The sequence below is a fragment of the Priestia filamentosa genome (assembly GCF_900177535.1).
Classification (GTDB): Bacteria; Bacillota; Bacilli; order Bacillales; family Bacillaceae_H; genus Bacillus_I; species Bacillus_I filamentosa.
Genome location: NZ_FXAJ01000003.1, coordinates 201,549 through 222,237 on the forward strand (window position 1 = coordinate 201,549; position 20,689 = coordinate 222,237).

Annotated in this window: 22 protein-coding genes; 18 read left to right on the forward strand and 4 right to left on the reverse strand. The window is 37.4% G+C overall.

Going from position 1 to position 20,689, the window contains the following annotated elements; translation table 11 throughout:
* The 12 genes from B9N79_RS14545 to B9N79_RS14600 all read left to right on the forward strand — a co-directional run bounded on the left by B9N79_RS14545 (position 1) and on the right by B9N79_RS14600 (position 12,724).
* On the forward strand, positions 1-1,185 hold the full coding sequence (locus B9N79_RS14545; RefSeq protein WP_040058253.1) for a CCA tRNA nucleotidyltransferase: 1,185 nt from the start codon (positions 1-3) through the stop codon (positions 1,183-1,185).
* The gene (locus B9N79_RS14550; protein ID WP_019393035.1) at positions 1,155-2,144 is read left to right on the forward strand and encodes a bifunctional biotin--[acetyl-CoA-carboxylase] synthetase/biotin operon repressor; all 990 of its coding nucleotides are present in this window, start codon (positions 1,155-1,157) and stop codon (positions 2,142-2,144) included. The genes B9N79_RS14545 and B9N79_RS14550 overlap by 31 nt, the downstream gene beginning before the upstream one ends.
* Positions 2,145-2,328: 184 nt before the next feature.
* Positions 2,329-3,162, forward strand: a complete 834-nt coding sequence (panB, locus tag B9N79_RS14555) for a 3-methyl-2-oxobutanoate hydroxymethyltransferase (protein WP_040058252.1) — start codon at positions 2,329-2,331, stop codon at positions 3,160-3,162.
* A gap of 20 nt (positions 3,163-3,182) precedes the next feature.
* Positions 3,183-4,034, forward strand: a complete 852-nt coding sequence (gene panC, locus B9N79_RS14560; protein WP_026009609.1) for a pantoate--beta-alanine ligase — start codon at positions 3,183-3,185, stop codon at positions 4,032-4,034.
* A 352-nt stretch (positions 4,035-4,386) separates the two neighbouring features.
* Positions 4,387-7,167, forward strand: a complete 2,781-nt coding sequence (dinG, locus tag B9N79_RS14565; protein WP_040058251.1) for an ATP-dependent DNA helicase DinG — start codon at positions 4,387-4,389, stop codon at positions 7,165-7,167.
* Positions 7,168-7,354: 187 nt separating this feature from the next.
* The gene (locus B9N79_RS14570) at positions 7,355-7,525 is read left to right on the forward strand and encodes a YpmA family protein (RefSeq protein WP_019393039.1); all 171 of its coding nucleotides are present in this window, start codon (positions 7,355-7,357) and stop codon (positions 7,523-7,525) included.
* Positions 7,526-7,535: 10 nt separating this feature from the next.
* Positions 7,536-8,027, forward strand: coding sequence for a cell wall elongation regulator TseB-like domain-containing protein (locus B9N79_RS14575; protein ID WP_040058250.1), 492 nt, complete (start codon positions 7,536-7,538; stop codon positions 8,025-8,027).
* 33 nt (positions 8,028-8,060) lie between these two features.
* Positions 8,061-9,245 carry a pyridoxal phosphate-dependent aminotransferase gene (locus B9N79_RS14580; RefSeq protein WP_046216770.1) on the forward strand — a complete coding sequence of 395 codons (1,185 nt, stop codon included), beginning with the start codon at positions 8,061-8,063 and terminating at the stop codon, positions 9,243-9,245.
* A 153-nt stretch (positions 9,246-9,398) separates the two neighbouring features.
* Positions 9,399-10,691, forward strand: a complete 1,293-nt coding sequence (gene asnS / locus B9N79_RS14585) for an asparagine--tRNA ligase (RefSeq protein WP_040058505.1) — start codon at positions 9,399-9,401, stop codon at positions 10,689-10,691.
* 135 nt (positions 10,692-10,826) lie between these two features.
* On the forward strand, positions 10,827-11,531 hold the full coding sequence (locus tag B9N79_RS14590) for a DnaD domain-containing protein (RefSeq protein ID WP_019393043.1): 705 nt from the start codon (positions 10,827-10,829) through the stop codon (positions 11,529-11,531).
* 66 nt (positions 11,532-11,597) lie between these two features.
* Positions 11,598-12,251 carry an endonuclease III gene (gene nth / locus B9N79_RS14595; RefSeq protein ID WP_019393044.1) on the forward strand — a complete coding sequence of 218 codons (654 nt, stop codon included), beginning with the start codon at positions 11,598-11,600 and terminating at the stop codon, positions 12,249-12,251.
* Complete coding sequence (locus tag B9N79_RS14600; protein ID WP_048896718.1) at positions 12,248-12,724, forward strand: YpoC family protein; 477 nt, start codon at positions 12,248-12,250, stop codon at positions 12,722-12,724. Before nth ends, B9N79_RS14600 begins: the two co-directional genes overlap by 4 nt.
* Before the next feature lie 28 nt (positions 12,725-12,752).
* On the opposite strand, the gene B9N79_RS14605 is transcribed toward B9N79_RS14600, so the two are convergent.
* Positions 12,753-15,545, reverse strand: a complete 2,793-nt coding sequence (locus B9N79_RS14605; RefSeq protein WP_040058248.1) for a transglycosylase domain-containing protein — start codon at positions 15,543-15,545, stop codon at positions 12,753-12,755.
* A 116-nt stretch (positions 15,546-15,661) separates the two neighbouring features.
* Complete coding sequence (recU, locus tag B9N79_RS14610) at positions 15,662-16,258, reverse strand: Holliday junction resolvase RecU (protein ID WP_019393047.1); 597 nt, start codon at positions 16,256-16,258, stop codon at positions 15,662-15,664.
* A gap of 125 nt (positions 16,259-16,383) precedes the next feature.
* Here recU and B9N79_RS14615 point away from each other — a divergent pair, with 125 nt between their 5' ends.
* Complete coding sequence (locus tag B9N79_RS14615) at positions 16,384-17,346, forward strand: DUF2515 family protein (RefSeq protein WP_046216771.1); 963 nt, start codon at positions 16,384-16,386, stop codon at positions 17,344-17,346.
* Between the two features lie 41 nt (positions 17,347-17,387).
* On the opposite strand, the gene B9N79_RS26160 is transcribed toward B9N79_RS14615, so the two are convergent.
* Positions 17,388-17,546, reverse strand: a complete 159-nt coding sequence (locus B9N79_RS26160; RefSeq protein ID WP_019393049.1) for a hypothetical protein — start codon at positions 17,544-17,546, stop codon at positions 17,388-17,390.
* A gap of 182 nt (positions 17,547-17,728) precedes the next feature.
* Between B9N79_RS26160 and B9N79_RS14620 the strand changes: the two genes are divergently transcribed.
* Positions 17,729-17,974, forward strand: a complete 246-nt coding sequence (locus tag B9N79_RS14620; protein ID WP_040058246.1) for a hypothetical protein — start codon at positions 17,729-17,731, stop codon at positions 17,972-17,974.
* A 50-nt stretch (positions 17,975-18,024) separates the two neighbouring features.
* Positions 18,025-18,384 carry a DUF1798 family protein gene (locus B9N79_RS14625; RefSeq protein ID WP_019393051.1) on the forward strand — a complete coding sequence of 120 codons (360 nt, stop codon included), beginning with the start codon at positions 18,025-18,027 and terminating at the stop codon, positions 18,382-18,384.
* A gap of 67 nt (positions 18,385-18,451) precedes the next feature.
* Here B9N79_RS14625 and yppF read toward each other — a convergent pair whose 3' ends face one another.
* Positions 18,452-18,634 (reverse strand): YppF family protein, encoded by a 183-nt coding sequence (yppF, locus tag B9N79_RS14630; RefSeq protein ID WP_019393052.1) that lies wholly within the window; start codon positions 18,632-18,634, stop codon positions 18,452-18,454.
* A gap of 172 nt (positions 18,635-18,806) precedes the next feature.
* On the opposite strand from yppF, the gene B9N79_RS26600 reads away from it, so the two are divergent.
* From B9N79_RS26600 to B9N79_RS14645, 3 genes are all read left to right on the forward strand, one after another.
* Positions 18,807-19,178 (forward strand): YppG family protein, encoded by a 372-nt coding sequence (locus B9N79_RS26600; protein ID WP_019393053.1) that lies wholly within the window; start codon positions 18,807-18,809, stop codon positions 19,176-19,178.
* A 154-nt stretch (positions 19,179-19,332) separates the two neighbouring features.
* A complete protein-coding gene (locus tag B9N79_RS14640) occupies positions 19,333-19,626 on the forward strand; it encodes a DUF3817 domain-containing protein (protein ID WP_019393054.1) in 294 nt (97 codons plus the stop codon).
* 118 nt (positions 19,627-19,744) lie between these two features.
* A complete protein-coding gene (locus B9N79_RS14645) occupies positions 19,745-20,380 on the forward strand; it encodes an RIO1 family regulatory kinase/ATPase domain-containing protein (RefSeq protein ID WP_019393055.1) in 636 nt (211 codons plus the stop codon).
* Positions 20,381-20,689: the final 309 nt, after the last annotated feature.

Below are 20,689 nucleotides of genomic sequence, written 5' to 3' on the forward strand. Positions count from 1 at the left end.
ATGAGAGACCCTTTTATAAAACCTTTAGCAATCTTACATAAGCTTCAGCAAAACGGTTATTTAGCATACTTTGTTGGAGGGTCTGTTCGCGATTTTATCATTGGCCGCCCTATTGGCGATATTGATATTGCTACTTCAGCAAGACCAGAGGATGTTGTTCGTTTGTTTCCCAAAGTTATTGAAGTTGGCATTGAGCATGGAACAGTTGTGGTGGTCCTTGAAAATGAACCATATGAGGTCACAACATTTCGGACTGAAAGTGATTATAAAGATTTTAGACGTCCTGAGGAAGTTACGTTTATTAGTTCACTTGAAGGAGACTTAGAGCGACGTGACTTTACAATGAATGCTATTGCAATGGATGAGAATGAAACTTTAATTGATCCTTTCGGTGGAAGGAATGCTATCAAAAGGGGTATCATTGAAACGGTGGGAAACGCAGACGAACGTTTTAGTGAGGATGCACTTCGTATGATGAGAGCTGTGCGTTTTATGAGTCAGCTATCATTTACAATTACTCCTGAAGTAAAAGAAGCAATAAGAAGAAATCGCCATCTTTTGCAAAATATCGCAATGGAGCGTATTTCAGTTGAGTTTCAAAAACTCATGCTCGGGAATAAAGCTACAGAAGCTTTTCGAACAATTGTAGACACAGGATTGCTTGACATTTTACCTCTTTATGAAAAGAAGGAGCTTATTGAATATGACTGGACGACCATCAGTGAAGAGACCTCAGCATGGTCGCTCCTTTGTCTGATTCTAGAAGTAGAGGATACCGCTCTATTTTTAAGGAAGTGGAAGCTTTCGAACAAACGAATAAAAGAAACGGAAAAGACGGTCATTTTTTACCGTTCTATAAAAGAATGGACTCCTTTTGCTATTTATCAAAGTGGATTAGAAGTTGCATTAAGAGTAAATCATCTAAAAAGGATTTTACAAGGCGTACAGAGTGAAGAAGAGAAAATTCGATTGATCTATGAATCCCTTCCAATCTATTCTCCTAAAGATATCGAAGCAAATGGAAAAGATCTTGTTTCATGGGGCAATCGTGCTCAAGGTCCGTGGATTGCACAATGCATCCAAGAACTAAGCGAAAACATTGTTTGTGGCAAAATAGAAAATGATCGGAACGTCATTAAGGAGTGGGTAAGCAAGTGGAGTCTGAAATTCGACGAAAGTTGTTAGAAATGTTTACCACTGGAGAAGAAGAGTATGTGTCAGGCCAGAAAATAAGTGATGAACTTGGCTGTTCACGTACGGCAGTTTGGAAACATATCGAGGATTTACGAAAAGATGGATATGAGCTTGAAGCTGTTAGAAGAAAAGGGTACAAGCTTATTAAAAAGCCAGAGCTTGTTACGCCAGACGCTCTACGGCTTGGATTAGATACAAAGAAGCTTGGCCAAAATATTTGTTATAGAGAAACAGTTGATTCAACTCAAAAGGTTGCACATCGTCTTGCACAAGAAGGTTGTGAAGAAGGCACGCTTGTTATTGCAGAAGAACAGGTTGGTGGACGTGGACGGTTAAATAGAGCGTGGCATTCTCCAAAAACAACAGGCATTTGGATGAGTCTTGTTTTGCGTCCACAAATTCCTCCTCATGAAGCCCCACAGCTTACACTGCTTGCAGCTGTGGCTATTGTGCAAGCAATTGAGGACATTACAAATATAAAAGTAGATATAAAATGGCCCAATGATATTTTAATAAACGGAAAGAAGCTCGTTGGTATTCTAACTGAAATGCAGGCGGATGCTGACCAAATTCATTCTGTTATTATTGGAATGGGCATTAATGTAAATCAACAAGGGGCAGATTTTAATGATGAGCTTTCTTCTATTGCCACATCGCTTTCTATTGAAAAAGGTGAAAAAATCTCTCGTGCAACACTTGTACAAGCTATTTTAAAGAGGTTAGAAGAACTTTATTATCAATATTTAAAAGCAGGATTTGCACCGATTAAAATTCTGTGGGAAGCATATGCTATTACAATTGGACGAAACATTATTGCACGCACGTTAAAAGGCTCAATTGAAGGGTTAGCAAAAGGCATTACTCCTGAAGGAACATTAATGCTTGAAGATCTTGAAGGGAAAATGCATTACATTTATTCTGCTGATATTGAGCTTAGTAATAATAAGTAGTGGTAAAAAAGGGATTTTTCTCTTATAATGACGAGTGAAAGAGTAGTATCTATATGAACTACATCTTTCACTCTTTTTTATTGAAAAGAAATACTATTCTGCCTTGATCCGGGCATGGACTAGGACAGAGGAATGACAAACCAGAAGGTTGTTCATTTCTCTCCATTTAAAGGAGGAAGCGAACATGAGAACAAGAGACAGCTTTATGAAAATGAAAAAGGAAAAAGAGCCAATTGTAATGCTAACAGCTTACGATTATCCGTCTGCTCGTTTAGCCGAACAAGCGGGGGTTGAGATGATTCTTGTTGGAGATTCTCTTGGGATGGTTGTACTCGGATATGAGTCAACAATTCCTGTTACGGTAGAAGATATGATACATCATACAAAGGCCGTAAAAAGAGGAGCAGGCCAGACGTTTATTGTGACAGATATGCCGTTTATGTCCTATCATACTTCAAGAGAAGATGCACTAAGAGCAGGAGCAAAAATAATGCGCGAAAGTGGTGCACATGCTTTGAAGCTTGAGGGAGCAGGTGAAACGCTTAGTGTTATTAAAGCTTTAACAGAAGGAGGCATTCCTGTTGTAAGTCATTTAGGGCTTACTCCACAAACAGTAGGCGTACTTGGAGGCTATAAAGTGCAAGGAAAAGATGCTCAGTCAGCATTAAAGCTTATTGAAGATGCGAAATGTGCTGAAGCCTCAGGAGCTATTGCAGTTGTGCTTGAATGTGTACCATATCAGCTTTCAAAACGAATCACAGAGGAACTAGAGATTCCTGTCATTGGAATTGGTGCCGGTTCATATACAGATGGGCAAGTTCTTGTTTATCATGACGTCATTTCTTATGGCGTTGAACGATTGCCTAAGTTTGTGAAAGCGTACGGAAATGCAAATGAATATATTGAAAAAAGCTTACGTGAGTATGTCAGTGATGTAAAAGCAAAAACATTCCCAAGTGAAGAGCATTCTTTTACGATGAAAGAAGAAGCGCTTTTTTCTCTTTACGGAGGGAAATAAGCATGAAGACAGCCGTAGGTATAAAAATTATAAAAACAGTAGAAGAAATGAAGGATTTTGTAAGAGAAGAGCGTAAGAGTTGTCGGACAGTTGGATTTGTGCCAACAATGGGTTTTTTACATGAAGGACACTTGACGCTTATTAAAAAAGCTAAAGAACAAAATGATACTGTGATTTTAAGCATTTTTGTTAATCCGACTCAGTTTGGTCCTAATGAAGATTTTGAAAAATATCCAAGAGATGAACAGCGTGATCTTACTCTTGCAGCAAAAGAAGGAGTTGACGTTGTTTTTCTGCCTTCTGTTGATGAAATGTATCCAACATTTCCGACAACGAAACTTACAGCAATAGATCGTACTAACGTTCTTTGTGGAAAAAGCAGACCAGGACATTTTGATGGAGTTGTAACTGTCCTTTCAAAACTATTTCATATAACAATGCCAGATAAAGCTTATTTTGGTTTGAAAGATGCTCAGCAAGTAGCCGTAACGAAAGGGCTTGTGGAGGATTATTTCTTTCCAATTGAAATTATTGGTGTTGAGACAGTGCGCGAAGAAGACGGTTTAGCTAAAAGTTCAAGAAATGTTTATCTAACAGAAAAAGAAAGAGAACAAGCTCCTCATTTATATGAAAGTTTGCGTCAGGCAATTACGCTTGTTGAACAAGGGGAACGAAATAAACAAAAGATTAGAGAAAGTATTCTCGCTCACATTAATGAGCATACAGATGGAGAAGTTGATTATGTGGACTTTTATCGCTATCCATCATTAGAAGAGATAACCGTTCTTGAAGAGAAAATCATCATTGCCATAGCAGTTAAATTTTCCCAAGCGCGCTTGATTGATAACGTGATTCTAGATATTGAAAAGTGATGTAAAAGGAAACAGGCTTGAAATTACTGAAGTTGGTAATGCTAGTAAATAGAAGTCTAAAAAGAGAGGAAGAAAAAACAGTTCTGTTTTTCTTCCTCTCTTTTTCACAAGAGCAACGGACATCAAACAATTGCTTAAACAGGAGCCAACTGTTAAAATTTTAGAGACAGTAGTCGCCATTGCTTTTCTCTATAACTTAGCCAATCGGCAATAGTTCATATTTAATAATGTTGTTTTAACAGGGATAAACTTTAAAACAACATAGAGAAAAGGGTGTCTAAAAGATGGTGACACTCTTTTTATATTTACATAGAGAAATGTTAGTTATGGAACAATAGAGGTGGACTTTACAATGAGTAATCAGTACGTTGTGCTTGATTTAGAGACAACAGGACATAACCCTAAAAACGGAGATCGCATTATCCAAGTTGCGGCTCTGCTCATGGCGGATGGAGAAGTTCTTGCTCGGTTTTCAACTTTTTTAAACCCAAAAGTTGAAATTCCCACGTTCATTGAGCAGCTTACGCATATTAATAACGAAATGGTGCAACATGCACCAACGTTTGAAGAGATTGCTTCCTCGCTTGTTGAGTTTATTGGGGATGCTTATTTTGTAGCGCACAACGTTCACTTTGATTTTTCTTTCTTGAATCAAGAATTACAAAGAATTGGTTTTAGGCCATTAACAAATAAGCTAATTGATACAGTGGAACTTTCACGTATTTTACTTCCAACAAATGAAGGATACAAGCTTCAGCAGCTTTCAACTCACTTTAATATGGAACATGATAATCCACATCAAGCAGATAGTGATGCAGAAGCAACAGGTGACTTGCTTTTGCTCCTCCTTGATAAAATTAAGGATCTTCCTAAAGAAACGCTAACATGGCTTTCTCGTTTTGCTCCATCCTACAAAAGCGCTATTGGTGAGCTTTTTAATCAGGGGTTGAAAGAAGCTGTGCGTGCACAAGAGCAAGAAGAGCTTGAAATTATTCAAGATTTGCCAATTAAAAAAGCAGTTGTGAAAAACGTCGATAATCATACGGATCTATCATATGAGACTTTTTATAATAAGCGAGAAGAGCTCTTTAAAGGAGTGCTGAAGAAGTATGAATCACGCAGTGCTCAATGGTCGATGATGGAAACCGTATACGAAGCGCTCACAACGAGCCAGCATGCCATAATTGAAGCAGGAACAGGAACAGGTAAGACGTTAGCTTATCTTATTCCAGCTATTTTTGTGGCTAAAGAAAAAAAGCAGCCTGTTGTTGTTTCAACACATACAGTAAATTTACAGCAACAGCTTATCGATCAAAATGCTCCGCTTCTTGAAGAACTTGTTTCATTCCCTGTGTCTGTCACCCTTTTAAAAGGGCGCCATCATTACTTGAATGTTAGAAAGTTTCTTAGCTTTTTACCTAAAAAAGAAAGCAACTATGATATTGTGCTTGCTAAGTCAGCTATTGTCGTGTGGTTGACTATGACAACTACAGGAGATATTGATGAGCTGAACTTGCCTTCTGGCGGAAAGCTTTTTTGGGAACAAATTAATGATGAACAGCCGCTCCCTATCGATTTTCAAGAACCATGGCAGAGGTTCTCATTTTATGAACGAGCTCAAAACAGAGCAAAAGATTCTGACATTATCGTAACAAATCATCGTTTATTGCTTCTGGATGTAATGAGAAAACAAAAATTTCTTCCTCAATATGATAGTGTAATTATTGATGAAGCTCATCATTTAGAAGAAATTGCGAGTGAGCAGCTTGGCACACAGCTTGACTATTTTCAAATTCATCATCTTCTGTTAAAGATCGGCACAAATGACACGGAAGGGTATTTAAAAGATGTTGGTGAGTATATGACAGGAAGAAAGTCATGGTTTATTAAACTTGACGGTAATATTAGACAAGTGCGAGCTGAAATGGATGATTTATTTCGTCTTATTCATCGCTATGTAAGAAGAAGCATGCAGCATGAACAAGCGACCACAAGAGTTCGTAAACGATACGAAGTAGAAAAAGCACCATCCTCGATTAAAGAATCTTGTTTAAGGACACTTTTCTTGTTGGAGGATTTTGAGAGAATTTATCTTATTTTTAAACAAGAAGGAGAAAAACAGCAGTGGGATCCCGTAAGTAAACAGTATGAAAAATGGCATAATTTGATTGCATGTTGTGAAGAGCTTTTACTTATTCGAGATAAACTACATACTCTTCTTCTAACGGAAAAAGAAGGGGAAGTGTGTTGGGTTGAGATTGAAGCAAAAGGAGCGGCAAATGCTGCTTTTTTATACAATCAACCAGCAGATGTAAGTGAAGCGCTTGCTGATTTGTTTTTTACGCATAAAAAGAGCGTTATATTAACATCTGCTACATTAACGATTAAAGAAGCTTTTGATTATACAATTGAAAGACTTGGTTTATATGATTTTCAACCTTTGCAGTTGAAGGTTGAATCTCCTTTTCATTATAAAGAGCAGGCTCGACTTTTTATTCCAGACGATCTTCCTACCGTTAATGAAACAGATCTTGATGATTATTGTCTTTCTCTTGCTCATTCCATCTTGCAAGTTGCTCGGGTGACAAATGGAAAAATGCTTGTTTTATTTACGTCATATGAAATGTTGAAAAAAACGTTTCACTATACAAAAGACTTAGATTTTGAAGAGCGTTTTATGATTTTTGGACAAGGAATTTCAACAAGAAATCGAACAAGACTTGTCAAAGACTTTGTACAGTTTGATCAATCTATTCTCTTTGGAACGAGCAGCTTTTGGGAAGGTGTAGACATTCCAGGAGAAGCTCTCTCATGTCTTGCTATCGTACGTCTTCCTTTCGCACCTCCACACGATCCAGTTGTCGCGGCTAAAATGGATCGAATAAAAAAGCTAGGGCGAAATGCTTTTACAGAGCAAGCTCTTCCAGATGCGATTATTCGATTTAAACAAGGATTTGGTCGTCTCATCCGTACGAAGAGAGATAAAGGAGCAATCGTGATTTTTGATCGACGGATTATAGAATCACCATATGGAAAACAGTTTATTAAATCTATTCCAGAAGTGGATGTTGTATACAAACCATTTGATGAAATGATAGAAGGACTTGTAGAATGGTGGGATCCTTCAGAATAAAAAAAGCAGCTACTTTATCATAGCTGCTTTTCTTCCCTGTGTGTGGCAGGAGTTTTGTTTTGATGTAGTCGTAAAATCTAGGTTGAACTGTTATAATATTGCTTAAAGTCATGATCTTTATGGCTATAATATGTGCGCTAATCGTACAAAATATGCTGGCAATTTTTTTGATAGGAGCGAAATGAATATGGAAACGAAAATTGAAGTATTATCAACAGTAACTGTAGAGAATTCTTCAGACCTTTATAAAGTGGTGGATACGTTGAATCGAACGTTAAAGCGTCAAGATTTAATGTTTGGACTAGCTTTAGATGAAGAAGACAAAGAAAAAGCTGTATTTACAATTTATAGGACTTGAGTGATTTGAAATGAGAAAATGGTTTATTATCGGTGGTAGCATTATTGTTGCTCTTTTTGTATGGCTTTGTGCAGATATTTATCATAGTTCAATTAGCGCAGAAAAAGTGGAAAAAGGCGACATTTCTATTTTAACGAAACAGTATAAATTAAAAAACGTTGAGCCAATTTCGACCTACTATGGAAAGAAAACATATTACATTGCCAGTGGAGAAAACGAAAAAGGTGAAAACGTAATTGCATGGGTTCCTGAAAAAGCAAAAAAAGGTGACGTTATAGTTCGAAAAAAAGAGGGTATTATTTCTAAGGAGAGAGTAGAAAGTATTGTAAAACAAGATCGAAATCCAGAAGAAATTAAATCCATTCGCTTAGCTGTAAGCCCTAATGGAAAAACGCCGCTTTGGGAAGTAACGTATACAGACGATGAGAATCGCCTAACCTATTATTATGTCACGATAGGAAGCGGAGACTTTTACCGTCGCTATAGCTTAACGAGGGGCTAAGGTGCTTATGGTTACTACATAAGGGGGAGCGGTATGTTAGCTAATCGCGTTTCATCTTTAACGCCGTCCGCGACGCTTGCAATTACGGCAAAGGCAAGAGAACTTAGAGAAAAGGGATATGATGTAATCGGCCTTGGAGCTGGGGAACCTGACTTTAATACCCCTCCTAATATTTTAGAGCAAGCTAAAAAAGCGATGGAGCAAGGCTATACTAAATACACGCCATCAGGTGGATTGCTTTCTTTGAAAAAGGCGGTCTCTGCAAAGTTTAAACGAGATCAGAACCTTCATTATGATGCTTCTGAAATTATTATATGTACAGGGGCAAAGTATGCTCTTTATACACTTTTTCAAGCAGTGTTAAATAAGGGAGATGAAGTGCTTATCCCAACTCCGTACTGGGTAAGTTATCCTGAGCAAGTGAAGCTTGCTGGTGGAGAACCTGTCTTTGTTAAAACATACGAAGAAAATGAGTTTAAAATCACTATTTCTTCTCTTCAAGAAGCTATTACAAGCAAAACAAAAGCGATTGTATTAAATTCACCGAGCAATCCAACAGGAATGATTTATACAAGAGAAGAACTTGAAATGATCGGGAAATTCTGTGTGCAACATAATATTCTAATTATTTCAGATGAAATTTATGAAAAGCTTGTATATGATAAATATCGTCATGTTTCAATTGCAGAGCTGTCAGAAGATATAAAGAAACAGACAATTATCATTAATGGAGTATCAAACTCACATGCAATGACAGGCTGGAGAATTGGCTATGCTGCGGGAGATAAAAAGATTATCAAAGCAATGACAAACCTAGCTAGCCATAGTACTTCAAATCCAACTTCAATTGCGCAATATGCAGCTATTGAGGCATACACTGGAGATCAAAGTGCTGTAGAAGAAATGAGAGTGGCGTTTCAAAAGCGTTTAAACATTATTTACGAAGAGTTAACAAAAATTCCAGGAATTACATGTCTGAAACCGCACGGTGCTTTTTATCTGTTTCCAAATGTATCAAAAGCAGCAGATCTTGCAGGATATGCTACAGTTGATAAATGGGTGGAAGGACTTTTAGACGAAGCAAAAGTAGCGCTTGTTCCAGGCTCTGGATTTGGAGCGCCTCATAACGCAAGACTTTCCTATGCAACATCACTTGATGAACTTAGTCGGGCAGTGGAACGGATAAGAAATTTTATGAAGGATCGAATGAACGCTTAGCGATGAAAGAAAGAGCTGTAAAAAAAGGGATACTTTTACGGCTCTTGTACTTGTTGAAAGTGGACGTTATAATAGAAAGCGTGCGCGCATGAAACGGGCGCTTTAAACGTGTTTAAAAAAGGATACATATTGAATGACTTGGAGGCTAAAATGGTGAAGGTAACAATCTCACAAGTAAGTAACTATATTGATCAAGAAGTCACAATTGGAGCGTGGCTTGCAAATAAACGTTCAAGCGGAAAAATCGCTTTCTTACAACTCCGCGACGGGACAGGCTTTATGCAAGGCGTTGTTGTTAAAGCAGAAGTTGGAGAAGATGTTTTTAAAGTAGCAAAGTCAACAACACAGGAATCTTCTCTTTACGTGACAGGAATTGTAAAGAAAGATGAGCGTTCTCCATTTGGGTATGAGCTTTCTGTTACAGGATTAGAAGTAATTCATGAAGCAGTAGACTATCCAATTACACCAAAAGAGCATGGAACAGAGTTTCTAATGGATCATCGTCATCTTTGGATTCGTTCTCGTAAGCAACATGCGGTGCTAAAAATTCGTAATGAAATTATTCGTGCCACATATGAATTTTTTAACAAAAATGATTTCACAAAAATTGATCCACCAATCTTAACAGGAAGTGCTCCTGAAGGAACATCAGAGCTTTTCCATACAAAATATTTTGAAGAAGATGCATACCTTTCTCAAAGTGGTCAGCTTTACATGGAAGCTGCTGCAATGGCATTTGGTAAAGTATTCTCGTTTGGACCAACATTCCGTGCAGAGAAGTCTAAAACACGCCGTCATCTAATTGAGTTTTGGATGATTGAGCCTGAAATGGCATTTTATCAATTTGAGGACAGCTTAAAGGTTCAAGAGCAGTATGTTGAACATATCGCGCAAGCAGTGCTAGCAAACTGCAAGCTTGAACTTAAAACGCTTGACAGAGACGTATCAAAACTTGAAAACATTAAAGCTCCATTCCCGCGCATTACGTATGATGATGCCATTACATTCTTAAAAGAGCAAGGATTTGATGATATTGAATGGGGAGATGATTTCGGGTCACCACATGAAACAGCTATTGCTAACAGCTATGATAAGCCTGTGTTCATTACACACTATCCAACATCACTAAAACCATTCTACATGCAGCCAGATCCAGAGCGTGAGGAAGTTGTTCTTTGTGCAGATTTGATTGCTCCAGAAGGTTATGGCGAAATTATCGGTGGTTCAGAACGTATTCATGATGTTGACTTATTAGATCAGCGCGTAGAAGAACACGGTCTTGAGCCAGAAGCATACAAATGGTACTTAGAGCTTCGTAAATATGGTTCTGTACCTCACTCTGGATTTGGATTAGGTCTTGAACGTACTGTAGCTTGGTTGAGCGGTACAGAACACGTTCGTGAGAGCATTCCATTCCCACGTTTATTAAATCGTTTATATCCTTAATAACAAAGAGAAAAAGGTGTTTAAAAAGCTTAATTGCTTTTTAAACACCTTTCTCTAGCTTTTCTAGCTTAGGTAATAATTGAAGTTCTATTTACTCTTTACAACATGATATACTAATAAAAAGAGGTGTTCGCAATGGATAGAGAGAGGGTAGTAGAGTGGTTAGAAGGGGGAAGCGTTTCTATTCCAAAAGTTTTGCTCAAGCACTATGCGGACATTGGACTTAATGAAATTGAATTTTTAACGCTGCTACACATCCATGAATCTATTGGAAGCGGCAATCCCTTCCCAACCCCAATTGAAATTTCCAACCGCATGAGTATTGACGGAACAGCTTGCTCAGAAGTTTTACGAAGTTTAATGAAGAGAGGCTTCTTGGCAATTGAGCAGCAAGACGTTTCTATGATGATCTGTGAAAAGTACTCTTTACGACCTCTATGGCAAAAGCTTGCTTCCCTTATGTTTGAAACGGTTCATGAAGAAGAAGAACAAGAGAGAGAACGGTCGGAGACAGACCTTTACACAATGTTTGAAAAAGAATTTGGTCGTCCGCTATCACCTTTTGAATGTGAAACGTTATCGATGTGGATTGACCAAGACGACCATGAGCCAGTTATTATTAAGGCCGCTCTTCGTGAAGCTGTTATGAGCGGGAAACTAAACTTTCGTTATATTGATCGTATTCTTTTTGAATGGAAGAAGAACGGTGTAAAAACTATTGAACAGGCTAGAAACCAAAGTCGAAAGTTTAGACAACATCAGCAGCCAAAGCAAGGAGTAAGTTCTAATGAAGGAACGCGCAAAACGACGATTCCCTTTTTTAATTGGTTAGAGCAGTAGAAGAAAACGGGAGGGCTCTCTCGTTTTCTTTTTTTTGATAAAAAACAATAAAGGAGAACAAAAAGCATGTTAACGCTAAAAGAAATTCGCTACTGTTTGGATCAAATGGCTGAGATGTTTCCTGATGCTCACTGTGAGCTCAATCATCGTAATCCATTTGATTTAACGATTGCTGTAGTGCTTTCTGCACAATGTACAGATGCCCTAGTTAATAAAGTAACAACCCACTTGTTTGAGAAATACCATGAGCCACAAGATTATGTGAACGTAACAGAAGAAGAATTACAGCAAGATATTCGTTCTATTGGTCTTTACCGCAATAAGGCTAAAAACATCCGAAAGCTTTGTGAATTATTAATAAAGGAACATAATGGAGAAATTCCAAAAACGAGAGAAGAGCTTGAAAAGCTTCCAGGAGTAGGGCGTAAAACAGCTAATGTTGTTCTATCAGTTGCTTTTGGTGTGCCAGCTCTAGCTGTTGATACACATGTTGAAAGAGTTTCAAAGAGACTTGCTATCTGCCGATGGAAAGACTCTGTTTTAGAAGTGGAAAAAACACTAATGAGAAAAGTACCTGAAGATGAATGGTCTGTTACACATCATCGCTTAATTTTTTTCGGGCGCTATCATTGTAAAGCACAAGCCCCCAAATGCGAGATTTGTCCACTTCTTGAGCTTTGTCGCGAAGGAAAGAAAAGAATGAAGAGTAAGAAAGCATGAAAAGCATAAAAGTGCCACAAAGCTTCATTCATCCGCTTTTTTATCAAGAGGAGGACGTTGTTTCCTCCAAAAGTGATTTGTTTTATTATGACATGATGGCTCTTTTGAATGAAAGAGCAGAACGCCCGTGGAAAAAGGGGAGCGAGGCTCCTTTTAAAGTGTTCCAAAATGAAAAGGAAGAGATAAGAGAACTGTTTCGACAGCGAAAAAAAGAAGACGTTAAAGAACTTATGAAAAGTTCGATTGGTCAATTTATTACGTTTCTTTTCTGGATGAATCATTTACCAGTTCCCGGTTTTCGAAATTTCTCAGAGCATGTAGCTTCTTTAGAAATCAAACCGTTCAATGTTGAAGAACGGTTATCTTTTGTAATGCAAAAGCCATATCAGTATGTATCTTATATGCAGCTTGATGAGCTCTTTACAGAAGCTAATAAACAAGCAAAAGTAAATGCCCTTATAAAAAGAAAATAGCCGATCCTTTTAAAAGGATCGGCTATTTTTATTGAGCAGTTTCAGGCTGAGTTGGAGTTGTTGGTGTTTCAGTTTCAGGCTGAGTTGGTGTTGTTGGTGTTTCAGTTTCAGTTTCAGGCTGAGTTGGTGTTTCCGTATTGCCACCATTGCCACCAGTTCCATCATCAGTTTCTTCACCATTACCATTATTTCCACTAGGTGGAGTCGTTGGCTGAGTTGGCGTTGGCTGCTCGTTATTTTGTTCATCGTTTGTATCGTCATTATTATTGTTGTTATCGTCATCGCTGCCGCTATCATCTTCGGACGGTTGTTCATCTTCAGGACGTGTACCTTGCTGATCATCCTGATTATTATCATCCGTTTCTTCGTCAGTTCCTGCTGAACCCTCTCCAGTTCCTATACGAAGGGATGTTGAAGCACCGTCACTCTCATCTCCTGAACTATTGACCGCTACAACGGTGAAAGTATAGTTACCGTTAGGAGAGGAAGCTTCAAACGTAGCTGAAGTGCCGTTTGTTGTTGTAGATGAACCTGCTTGACCATCTACCGTTGAAGAGACTCTAAAGGAAACACCGTCTGTATCTCCACTATAATTCCAATTCAACACAATTTGATTGGAAGCTTTGTTGTATGAAGCGCTAAGACCTGATGGTTTCTTAACGTCAGTGTCTTCTTTCTTCTCTTCTTTTTCTTCTTTTTCTTTTTCTTCTGCTTTTTTCTCATATGTTTTTGATACTTTAGAAGGCTCTGTACCTTTTACGAAAAGCTCTGTAACCTTTGCACTGTCAGGCGTATATTTGCTCGCTAGGCGACCTGGGTTTGCTGAGCCTTTTTCAACTGTCACTTCAGATACTGAGCTTGGTTTCTTAAAGTCTTCATCTTTTACATCTTCAGAAACGTGAGTCATTACTTTACTGAAGATTTGCTTCGCCATGCCAAGCTCTTGGCTTGTATCCATGTAGTACTTTCCTTTTTCAATGTTCTCATATCCTGTCCACACGGCAATCGTATAGTTCGGACTATAGCCGACAAACCATGCGTCAGGGGAAGCACTTGATGGAATATTGTACTTTTCACGGTCTTCTTTACTAAAGTTTGTTGTTCCTGTTTTTCCTGCCACAGTTGCATTTGGAACAGAAACAGCTTTACCCGTCCCTTTTTTCACAACGTCTTTTAACATATCTGTCACCATATATGCCGTATAATCATGCATAACAGAGTCAGATTCAGGCGATAAATTCATAACGTTTCCGTCAGGGAATTCAACTTTTGTTACCGTATGTGGTGTATTGTACACACCGTTATTACCAAATGCACTATATGCTCCGGCCATTTGTGTTGGAGTTACTCCGCCGCTAAATCCACCGATTGAGTAGGCTTCAGTAATAGGATCTGGCAGATTTAAACCAAGATCTGTTCCAAACTCCCGGGCTTTTTCTGCTCCAACAGCTTGGAATGTTTTGAGCGCTGGAATGTTATATGATTGTTCAAGCGCTTTTCGAATTGATACGGTACCATGATAGTTGCCGCCATAGTTTCCGATATGCGTGCCATCTGAATACTCATACGGTTCGTCTTTTAGCTGATGGTATGTGGACCATTTTAAATTTTCAACAGCAGGTCCATAATCTAAAATTGGTTTAATGGTTGATCCTGGTTGGCGATTGACTCCTGTTGCAAAACTTAAGCCACGCGCAACCCGATTACGTCCCGCACCAACGGCACGTATCGCTCCCGTTTTAGTATCTACAACAGTAAATCCTGCTTGAAACTTGTCATCAGGCCAGTTGACCATGTTGTCTGTTGATAAAAGTTCATCAACGTAATCTTGCGCATCTGTGTCAAGCGTTGTATGAATTTTGAGACCAGCCGAATAGACGTCTACATCTGTTTTTTGTTTTACTTCTTTTACGACTTCATCAATAAATGTCGTATATTCTCCATCAGTCTCTTCCTGTTCGTCAATTGGAATTAAACTTTTTGTAACAGGCACTTGCTTAGCTTTTTCTACTTCTTCTTTTGAAGCAAAGCCGTGTTTCGCCATTAAGTTTAATACTGTGTTTCGACGCTTTTCAGCACGATCAGGATGTGTATAAGGATCATACGCTCCTGGAGCTTGTGGAAGACCAGCAAGAAGGGCAGCTTCCTCAAGCGTAAGCTCGTCTAAGTCTTTTCCAAAGAAGAACTCAGCAGCTTTCTTGACTCCGAACACTTGAGAGCGTGCATAGTCAATTTTATTTAAGTACATAGCTAAGATTTCTTCTTTTGAATATTTACGTTCAAGTTGAAGAGCTAGCCACATTTCCTGTACTTTTCGAGTGACCGTTTTTTCAGGAGTAAGAACAGACATTTTAATAACCTGTTGGGTAATTGTACTTGCTCCTTCAGCTCCAAATCCACTCGTTACGTTCGCAACAGCCGCTCCACCGATTCGGTAAAAGTCAATTCCGCTATGTTTATAAAAGCGTACATCTTCTGTTGCAATAAAAGCATTCTTAACCTTATCTGGAATCTCGTCATATGTAACAAGCTCTCGCTTTTCACCGCCGAGTTCCGTTATTTCTTTGCCGTTCTTGTCTAGAATAACTGAGGAAACAGGATCAGTTAATTTTGCATCGTCAAGCTCTGGAGCGGTGCTTGCGATATAAGCAAACGTTCCTACCCCAATTACGAAACAAATAACGCCAAGTAGAAGAATAATAGCTAGTACGCGTTTAAAAAGGCTCTTTTTTCCTTTATCGCCTTTTTGTTTTCCTCTTCCTCGCTTTGAATTTTCCTTTTGTTTTCTTCGCTGTTCGCGAGAACTATATTGATCAGACATTTTCATTCCTACCTTTCAACGAATTGAAAAGAGAATCAACCACTATAATCATACCTATTGATAAAAGAAAGTCAACAATTAACTTAACATAAAAGGGGAATATTAAGAAGCTAAATTTAAAAATAAAGCTCGTCAACAACCTTTAAATAGGGGATTCTAGGCTGAAATCCAAGTTCAATTAGGTGTCCATCTTGTTCAATACTTTTTTTCGGAATGGACTTTCTCCCGCCTTTTTTCATGTCGTCCCACCATTTTAGAAGATGATATGCCTCATACAAGTATACTTCTTCCAAAGAAGAGAACATTAAAATAACGAAACAAATGCCATTTTGTTTCACAACGTTGCTCATATGTTCAATTTGGTGATTATGAAAGTTTTGAAGTGGGAAAGACGTTTTGTTTTTTGTTTCTTTGGCTTCAAAATCTAAATATTTTCCTTTATAAACGCCGTTATAGTCCGTTGTTGAAGCTTGTTTAAAGTAAGCTTCTTTAATAACTGCAGCACTTCTTTTCGGATAGTTTACGTTTACAATTTGGATGGGCGTTGGCTTTTTGTGAACAACAGCAATGCTACGGTCTAAATAATAGCTGTTTGTTTCATTTAAATCATCTTCAAGCGTCATCCCACGATTGCTGTAAATATGATTTCCTTTTTGCTTAGTATGGTTTATCTCTGCTTTCTGATACGTGCGACCGTTTGGATATCGAATCATGAATGATTTCCCCCCTTTAAATTTAACACCCCACAAAAAAATATATTATATATCATAACAAAAATCATAAGTCCATAGTTACAAAAATATGAAAAAGGTCGTTTGTTAGAAAGGAGAGAATAGAGATGAACGAGCAGGAGATTGTTGATTATATTATAAAAGAAACGGAAAAAGCAAACGTAGACAACATCTCAAGAACAGAGGCATACTATGCATATTTTAAACGACATAAAGAAATAGAATGGGCTTTCCTTGCAAGTATGGTGTCTCGCAATGCAGGGTGGAATATGTGTGATTTAGAAGGAGCGTATTTTTCTTTTGCTTTGAAGAAAAACCTAAGAAAACGTCTTTTTTTAACATATGAGCGTGCCAATTGGCTCATTTTCAAAGATGCATATCCACAGCTTTTACTTTATGAACTATCAAAAAAAAAGAAAACGTCGCTTTTTTCATTGCTTTCTAAGTTCGATGTTCATTCTTTTATGGAAGAAGAGTGGACTCGTTTTTGGGATGAAGGTAAGAAAAAAAGGCTCGTCCATGCGCTCATTGTGAATGAACAGCATATTATCCAACAACCGGTTATTTCTCATCCTGTTTATCAAAAAAGAGTGTTTTCCCGTCCTTTTTTCAAACTTCAAGAAATGTTGCATTTTAGCTCTGTTCTATTCCCAACAATGCAAGGAGAGCTTTATGGTCTTTCTGTATATAACTTTTTAAAAGTTGAAGAGCGCATTGAACTAGGGATAAAGCTTTCGGAACTTCTTTTTCATAGAGAGCTTTTTTCTTTATTTGATCATTTTGCTTCTTCAACCCCTCATACAGGGTCTCGTTATGATTATGAACAATACTTTAGAAAAACAGGAAAAATAGCTACCCCATATCTTCGTTCTACATTTAGACCTGTTGCTCATCATGAGACGCGGAGAGATAAATGGGTTGAAAGCAGAGAAAAGCTTGAAGGATGGCTGTCAGATACGCCTCTTGCTGAAATCGTAAACATTACAAGATGGTATAAAAAGAAACAAAGGACGCTTCACTTCTATATGTTAGTAGAAGGAAGAATTAAAGAGCTCATAAAAGGAAAATAAAAAAGACATCAACATAATGTTGATGTCTTTTTTTTATGATATTAAGTTGAAGGACGATTTGGTCCATTTTGTTTTTTGCTCATCTCTGTTGAGTTTCCTGCATCCATTTGTTGATCTGCAAGATTTTGAGCAGCGTTATGTTGTTTTTGAAGTGTTTGTTCAGTGCTGTCATTTGTGTTGTTTTCGAAACGTTCTTTCATTGATATCCACCTCCAATCGTTAGTATGGTCGATTATCCGAAAATCATACATTTTAGAAGATGTCGAATAACTGTTAAAAAGAAGATTTATTTAGCGAATCACAACTAGTTTTGTCAGCGAGAAAGGGAGAGAAGAAAAAAGAAAGAATAAATAGAAGAACATAGCGTAGAGGAGGAAGACAAATGAATAAAAAATGGGTTCGTAAAAGCGAGCTTTTAGGTCTTTTGGATCAGGCGATTGTAGGTTTAGATGAAACTGAAAAAGAGCTAGGAAGACGAGTAAGCGAAAAAGCGAAAGAACAGCCCACTGCGTCAGAAGAAATGCTGTCTTCAATCAAAGCCTCTCTTTTAGAAATCGAAAAAGCCGTTGATGAATTAAAATATGTAAAAAAGTCTGAATATCACATTGCTATTGCAGAACCAATTTAAAGTTACAACTTTTTATTTCCATGTTACAATAACCTCCTAGAGGTGATTTGATGTCCAACGTTTATAAGCTTACTGAAAAGCTTCTATCTTATAATGAAGAAGCTTCTAATAGATTAAAGGTGGTAAAAGCGAAAGAACAATCAGCAGATTTTTATGAGGAAGTAAAGCCATATGCTGAAACGTTTTTTTCATTGCTTGACGAATGGGAAAAAGCCGTAAGGAAATGGATTCTAGAGACGAAACCAAAATATGTTCATTTTACTCAAGTTGATGCAGCAACTGAGAATTTACACAACGTTATTTTGCAATCGTTCCATAAAGATACAAGAGCTAAACAATTTAGTAAAATGTATATATCAAATAAGTATTTTCTAGAATCTATTTTAGCAGAAAAAGAAAAAGGAGCTTGATAAAAGCTCCTTTTTGTAGGGAATATAAAAAAAGAGAGCGCTTACTTTATTAAGCGCTCTCTTAATATTAAGGAAAAGTTAAACTAGTTGCTCCATCTTGTTCAAGTGCATACATCACTTTCTTGTACTCGCTAAGACTCAATTCCCCTTTTAAATATTTGCGTCTAGCAAAATCTAGTAGCTGATCGTGATTTTCTGGCTCACATTGTTTTACATCAACAAAACGGTTACGAAGTGTTTCAACTGTCATTTTAAACTCCCCCTTACCCCTTTTTTATAGTGTACCACAAGAATAGGAAAGTTCCTTTTGTTCGAAAAATTTAGAATTCCGACAAAAAGTGACAAAAAATGATAAATTACGTATTCACGTCTGCCTAGGCTGTTTACATAGTATAAGAATGAAAAGAGAGGGGGAAGAACGGATGAGAAGAGTTCATCAATACAGATATGCACCTATTCAAAATTACGGAAATCCCTATTTGTATCAAAGTCATCCATATGTAAACAACACTCAATTTGTAGATGTTCCTTATACTCCTAACATGTACAATCAACATATAACAACGGGTGGATACATGCCACAGCAAAATATGTATGAACAAGGTCAGCCTCACTACTATCCTAAGCAGTGGATGCAAACAAAAAGCCAGCCACCGCAAATTTTAGCACAATTTAAGAACAGCGATGGTACGTATAATATGGATAAAATGATGAATACAGCAGGTCAAATGATGAACGCTGTTAACCAGCTATCAACGGTTTTTAAAGGTGTTACGTCGATTTTTAAAGTATAGGAAAAAGCCGGGAACTCCCGGCTTCTTAATGTCATGAAACTGTCACAGGAACAAGGTGATAAAAGATTTGTAACTTTGGTATACTAAAAACGTAAGCACATAAAAAATGAATTTGGACATACATAAATAAAAACAATACGAAGGAGACGATAATATGATGAACTCTCCACTCGGTGGAATGAGGTTTGTAGGACTTATTGAAGGGCTTTCTCTCTTAGCTCTTTTAGGAATTGCAATGCCGCTTAAGTATATGGCAAACATCCCTGAAGTTGTAACAGTTGTTGGTTCTATTCATGGGGGATTGTTTGTTTTATATATTTTAATGGTTGGTTATGTCACGATGAAAGTACGTTGGTCATATAAATGGATTGTAAGTGCTTTGTTAGCATCTGTTATTCCATTTGGTAATTTTATTTTAGATACAAAGCTACGCAAATTCTCAGCTTAAAAAAGTCATCTCAAAAGAGCTTTTACCAAAGGTAAGAGCTCTTTTTTTTAAAAGCATATTATTATGGAAAGTGTGAAATTTGTAGTATGTTTGAAAAAAGAGTGAAGGGGGAAAAAATGTGAGGGAAGCTTCAGAACTCGTAGAGGAAGTTAAGTTCCAAAAAAAAGGCTCTTCATACTCTCTTATTCACCTACCAAGAGAATTAAAAGTAATAGGAACAGGGAGAAGTGCGTGGGCTTTTAAAGTGAAAAATGAAAATAAAGTGATTAAACTATTTTTTCCTTCTTTTGATCACTTAGCGCAAAAAGAGGGAGAAGTGTATGAAAAATTATCACATTCTCTCACTTTTCCTGAAATATATGAAGTTGGGCCAAACTATATTGTAATGGAATATATTAAAGGCAAAACGTTTTATCAGTGTTTAACAACAGGTGTGAGAATTCCTACAAAAGCAATTGAAGAGGTAGAAAAAGGACTTGCCTTTGCACGCTCGAAAGGATTAAACCCTTCAGATATTCATTTACACAATCTTATTCTAACGAAGGATAAAGAAGTTCGTATCATTGATGTTGTACGCTATACTCAGAAGAAAACATGCTATCAGTGGCGCGATTTAGCAAGAGCATATCGCTATTTTTATCAAAAATCTTATTTCCCAAAAAAGTTTCCAAAATGGTTTTTAGAAGCAATTGCTTATTTATATAAATACTGCAAACGTCTTAGTCAGTATCGAAATAATAAGGAGCTGAAATAATTATGGGAAGATTGAGTAAAATTATCAGATTACTGAAGAATCCTAAAGTCCAAAGAGCTATTAAAAAAGGTGTTCCAATTGTAAAAAAAGAGCTTCAAAAGCGTAAAAAGAGATAGAAAGGAACAAACTCACAAGATTAGATGTTCCTACGTTTGTCTATAATGATAAAAATAGGATAGAGGAGGAATAAGGCAATGGACTTTCCTTTATATGAGGCAACAAAAAGCGTAGCAGAATACAATGAACTAGTGAGTGAAAGCTTAAGAAGATGGGACTGTACTGTATACTCCATCACTGCTTTTTTATATG

Coding starts and splice junctions, on each gene's coding strand:
- B9N79_RS14545 (WP_040058253.1), top strand. CDS start 1: ATGAGAGACCCTTTTATAAAACCTTTAGCAATCTTACATAAGCTTCAG.
- panB (WP_040058252.1), top strand. CDS start 2,329: ATGAGAACAAGAGACAGCTTTATGAAAATGAAAAAGGAAAAAGAGCCA.
- dinG (WP_040058251.1), top strand. CDS start 4,387: ATGAGTAATCAGTACGTTGTGCTTGATTTAGAGACAACAGGACATAAC.
- B9N79_RS14570 (WP_019393039.1), top strand. CDS start 7,355: ATGGAAACGAAAATTGAAGTATTATCAACAGTAACTGTAGAGAATTCT.
- B9N79_RS14575 (WP_040058250.1), top strand. CDS start 7,536: ATGAGAAAATGGTTTATTATCGGTGGTAGCATTATTGTTGCTCTTTTT.
- B9N79_RS14580 (WP_046216770.1), top strand. CDS start 8,061: ATGTTAGCTAATCGCGTTTCATCTTTAACGCCGTCCGCGACGCTTGCA.
- B9N79_RS14590 (WP_019393043.1), top strand. CDS start 10,827: ATGGATAGAGAGAGGGTAGTAGAGTGGTTAGAAGGGGGAAGCGTTTCT.
- nth (WP_019393044.1), top strand. CDS start 11,598: ATGTTAACGCTAAAAGAAATTCGCTACTGTTTGGATCAAATGGCTGAG.
- B9N79_RS14600 (WP_048896718.1), top strand. CDS start 12,248: ATGAAAAGCATAAAAGTGCCACAAAGCTTCATTCATCCGCTTTTTTAT.
- B9N79_RS14605 (WP_040058248.1), bottom strand. CDS start 15,545: ATGTCTGATCAATATAGTTCTCGCGAACAGCGAAGAAAACAAAAGGAA.
- recU (WP_019393047.1), bottom strand. CDS start 16,258: ATGATTCGATATCCAAACGGTCGCACGTATCAGAAAGCAGAGATAAAC.
- B9N79_RS14615 (WP_046216771.1), top strand. CDS start 16,384: ATGAACGAGCAGGAGATTGTTGATTATATTATAAAAGAAACGGAAAAA.
- B9N79_RS26160 (WP_019393049.1), bottom strand. CDS start 17,546: ATGAAAGAACGTTTCGAAAACAACACAAATGACAGCACTGAACAAACA.
- B9N79_RS14620 (WP_040058246.1), top strand. CDS start 17,729: ATGAATAAAAAATGGGTTCGTAAAAGCGAGCTTTTAGGTCTTTTGGAT.
- B9N79_RS14625 (WP_019393051.1), top strand. CDS start 18,025: ATGTCCAACGTTTATAAGCTTACTGAAAAGCTTCTATCTTATAATGAA.
- yppF (WP_019393052.1), bottom strand. CDS start 18,634: ATGACAGTTGAAACACTTCGTAACCGTTTTGTTGATGTAAAACAATGT.
- B9N79_RS26600 (WP_019393053.1), top strand. CDS start 18,807: ATGAGAAGAGTTCATCAATACAGATATGCACCTATTCAAAATTACGGA.
- B9N79_RS14640 (WP_019393054.1), top strand. CDS start 19,333: ATGATGAACTCTCCACTCGGTGGAATGAGGTTTGTAGGACTTATTGAA.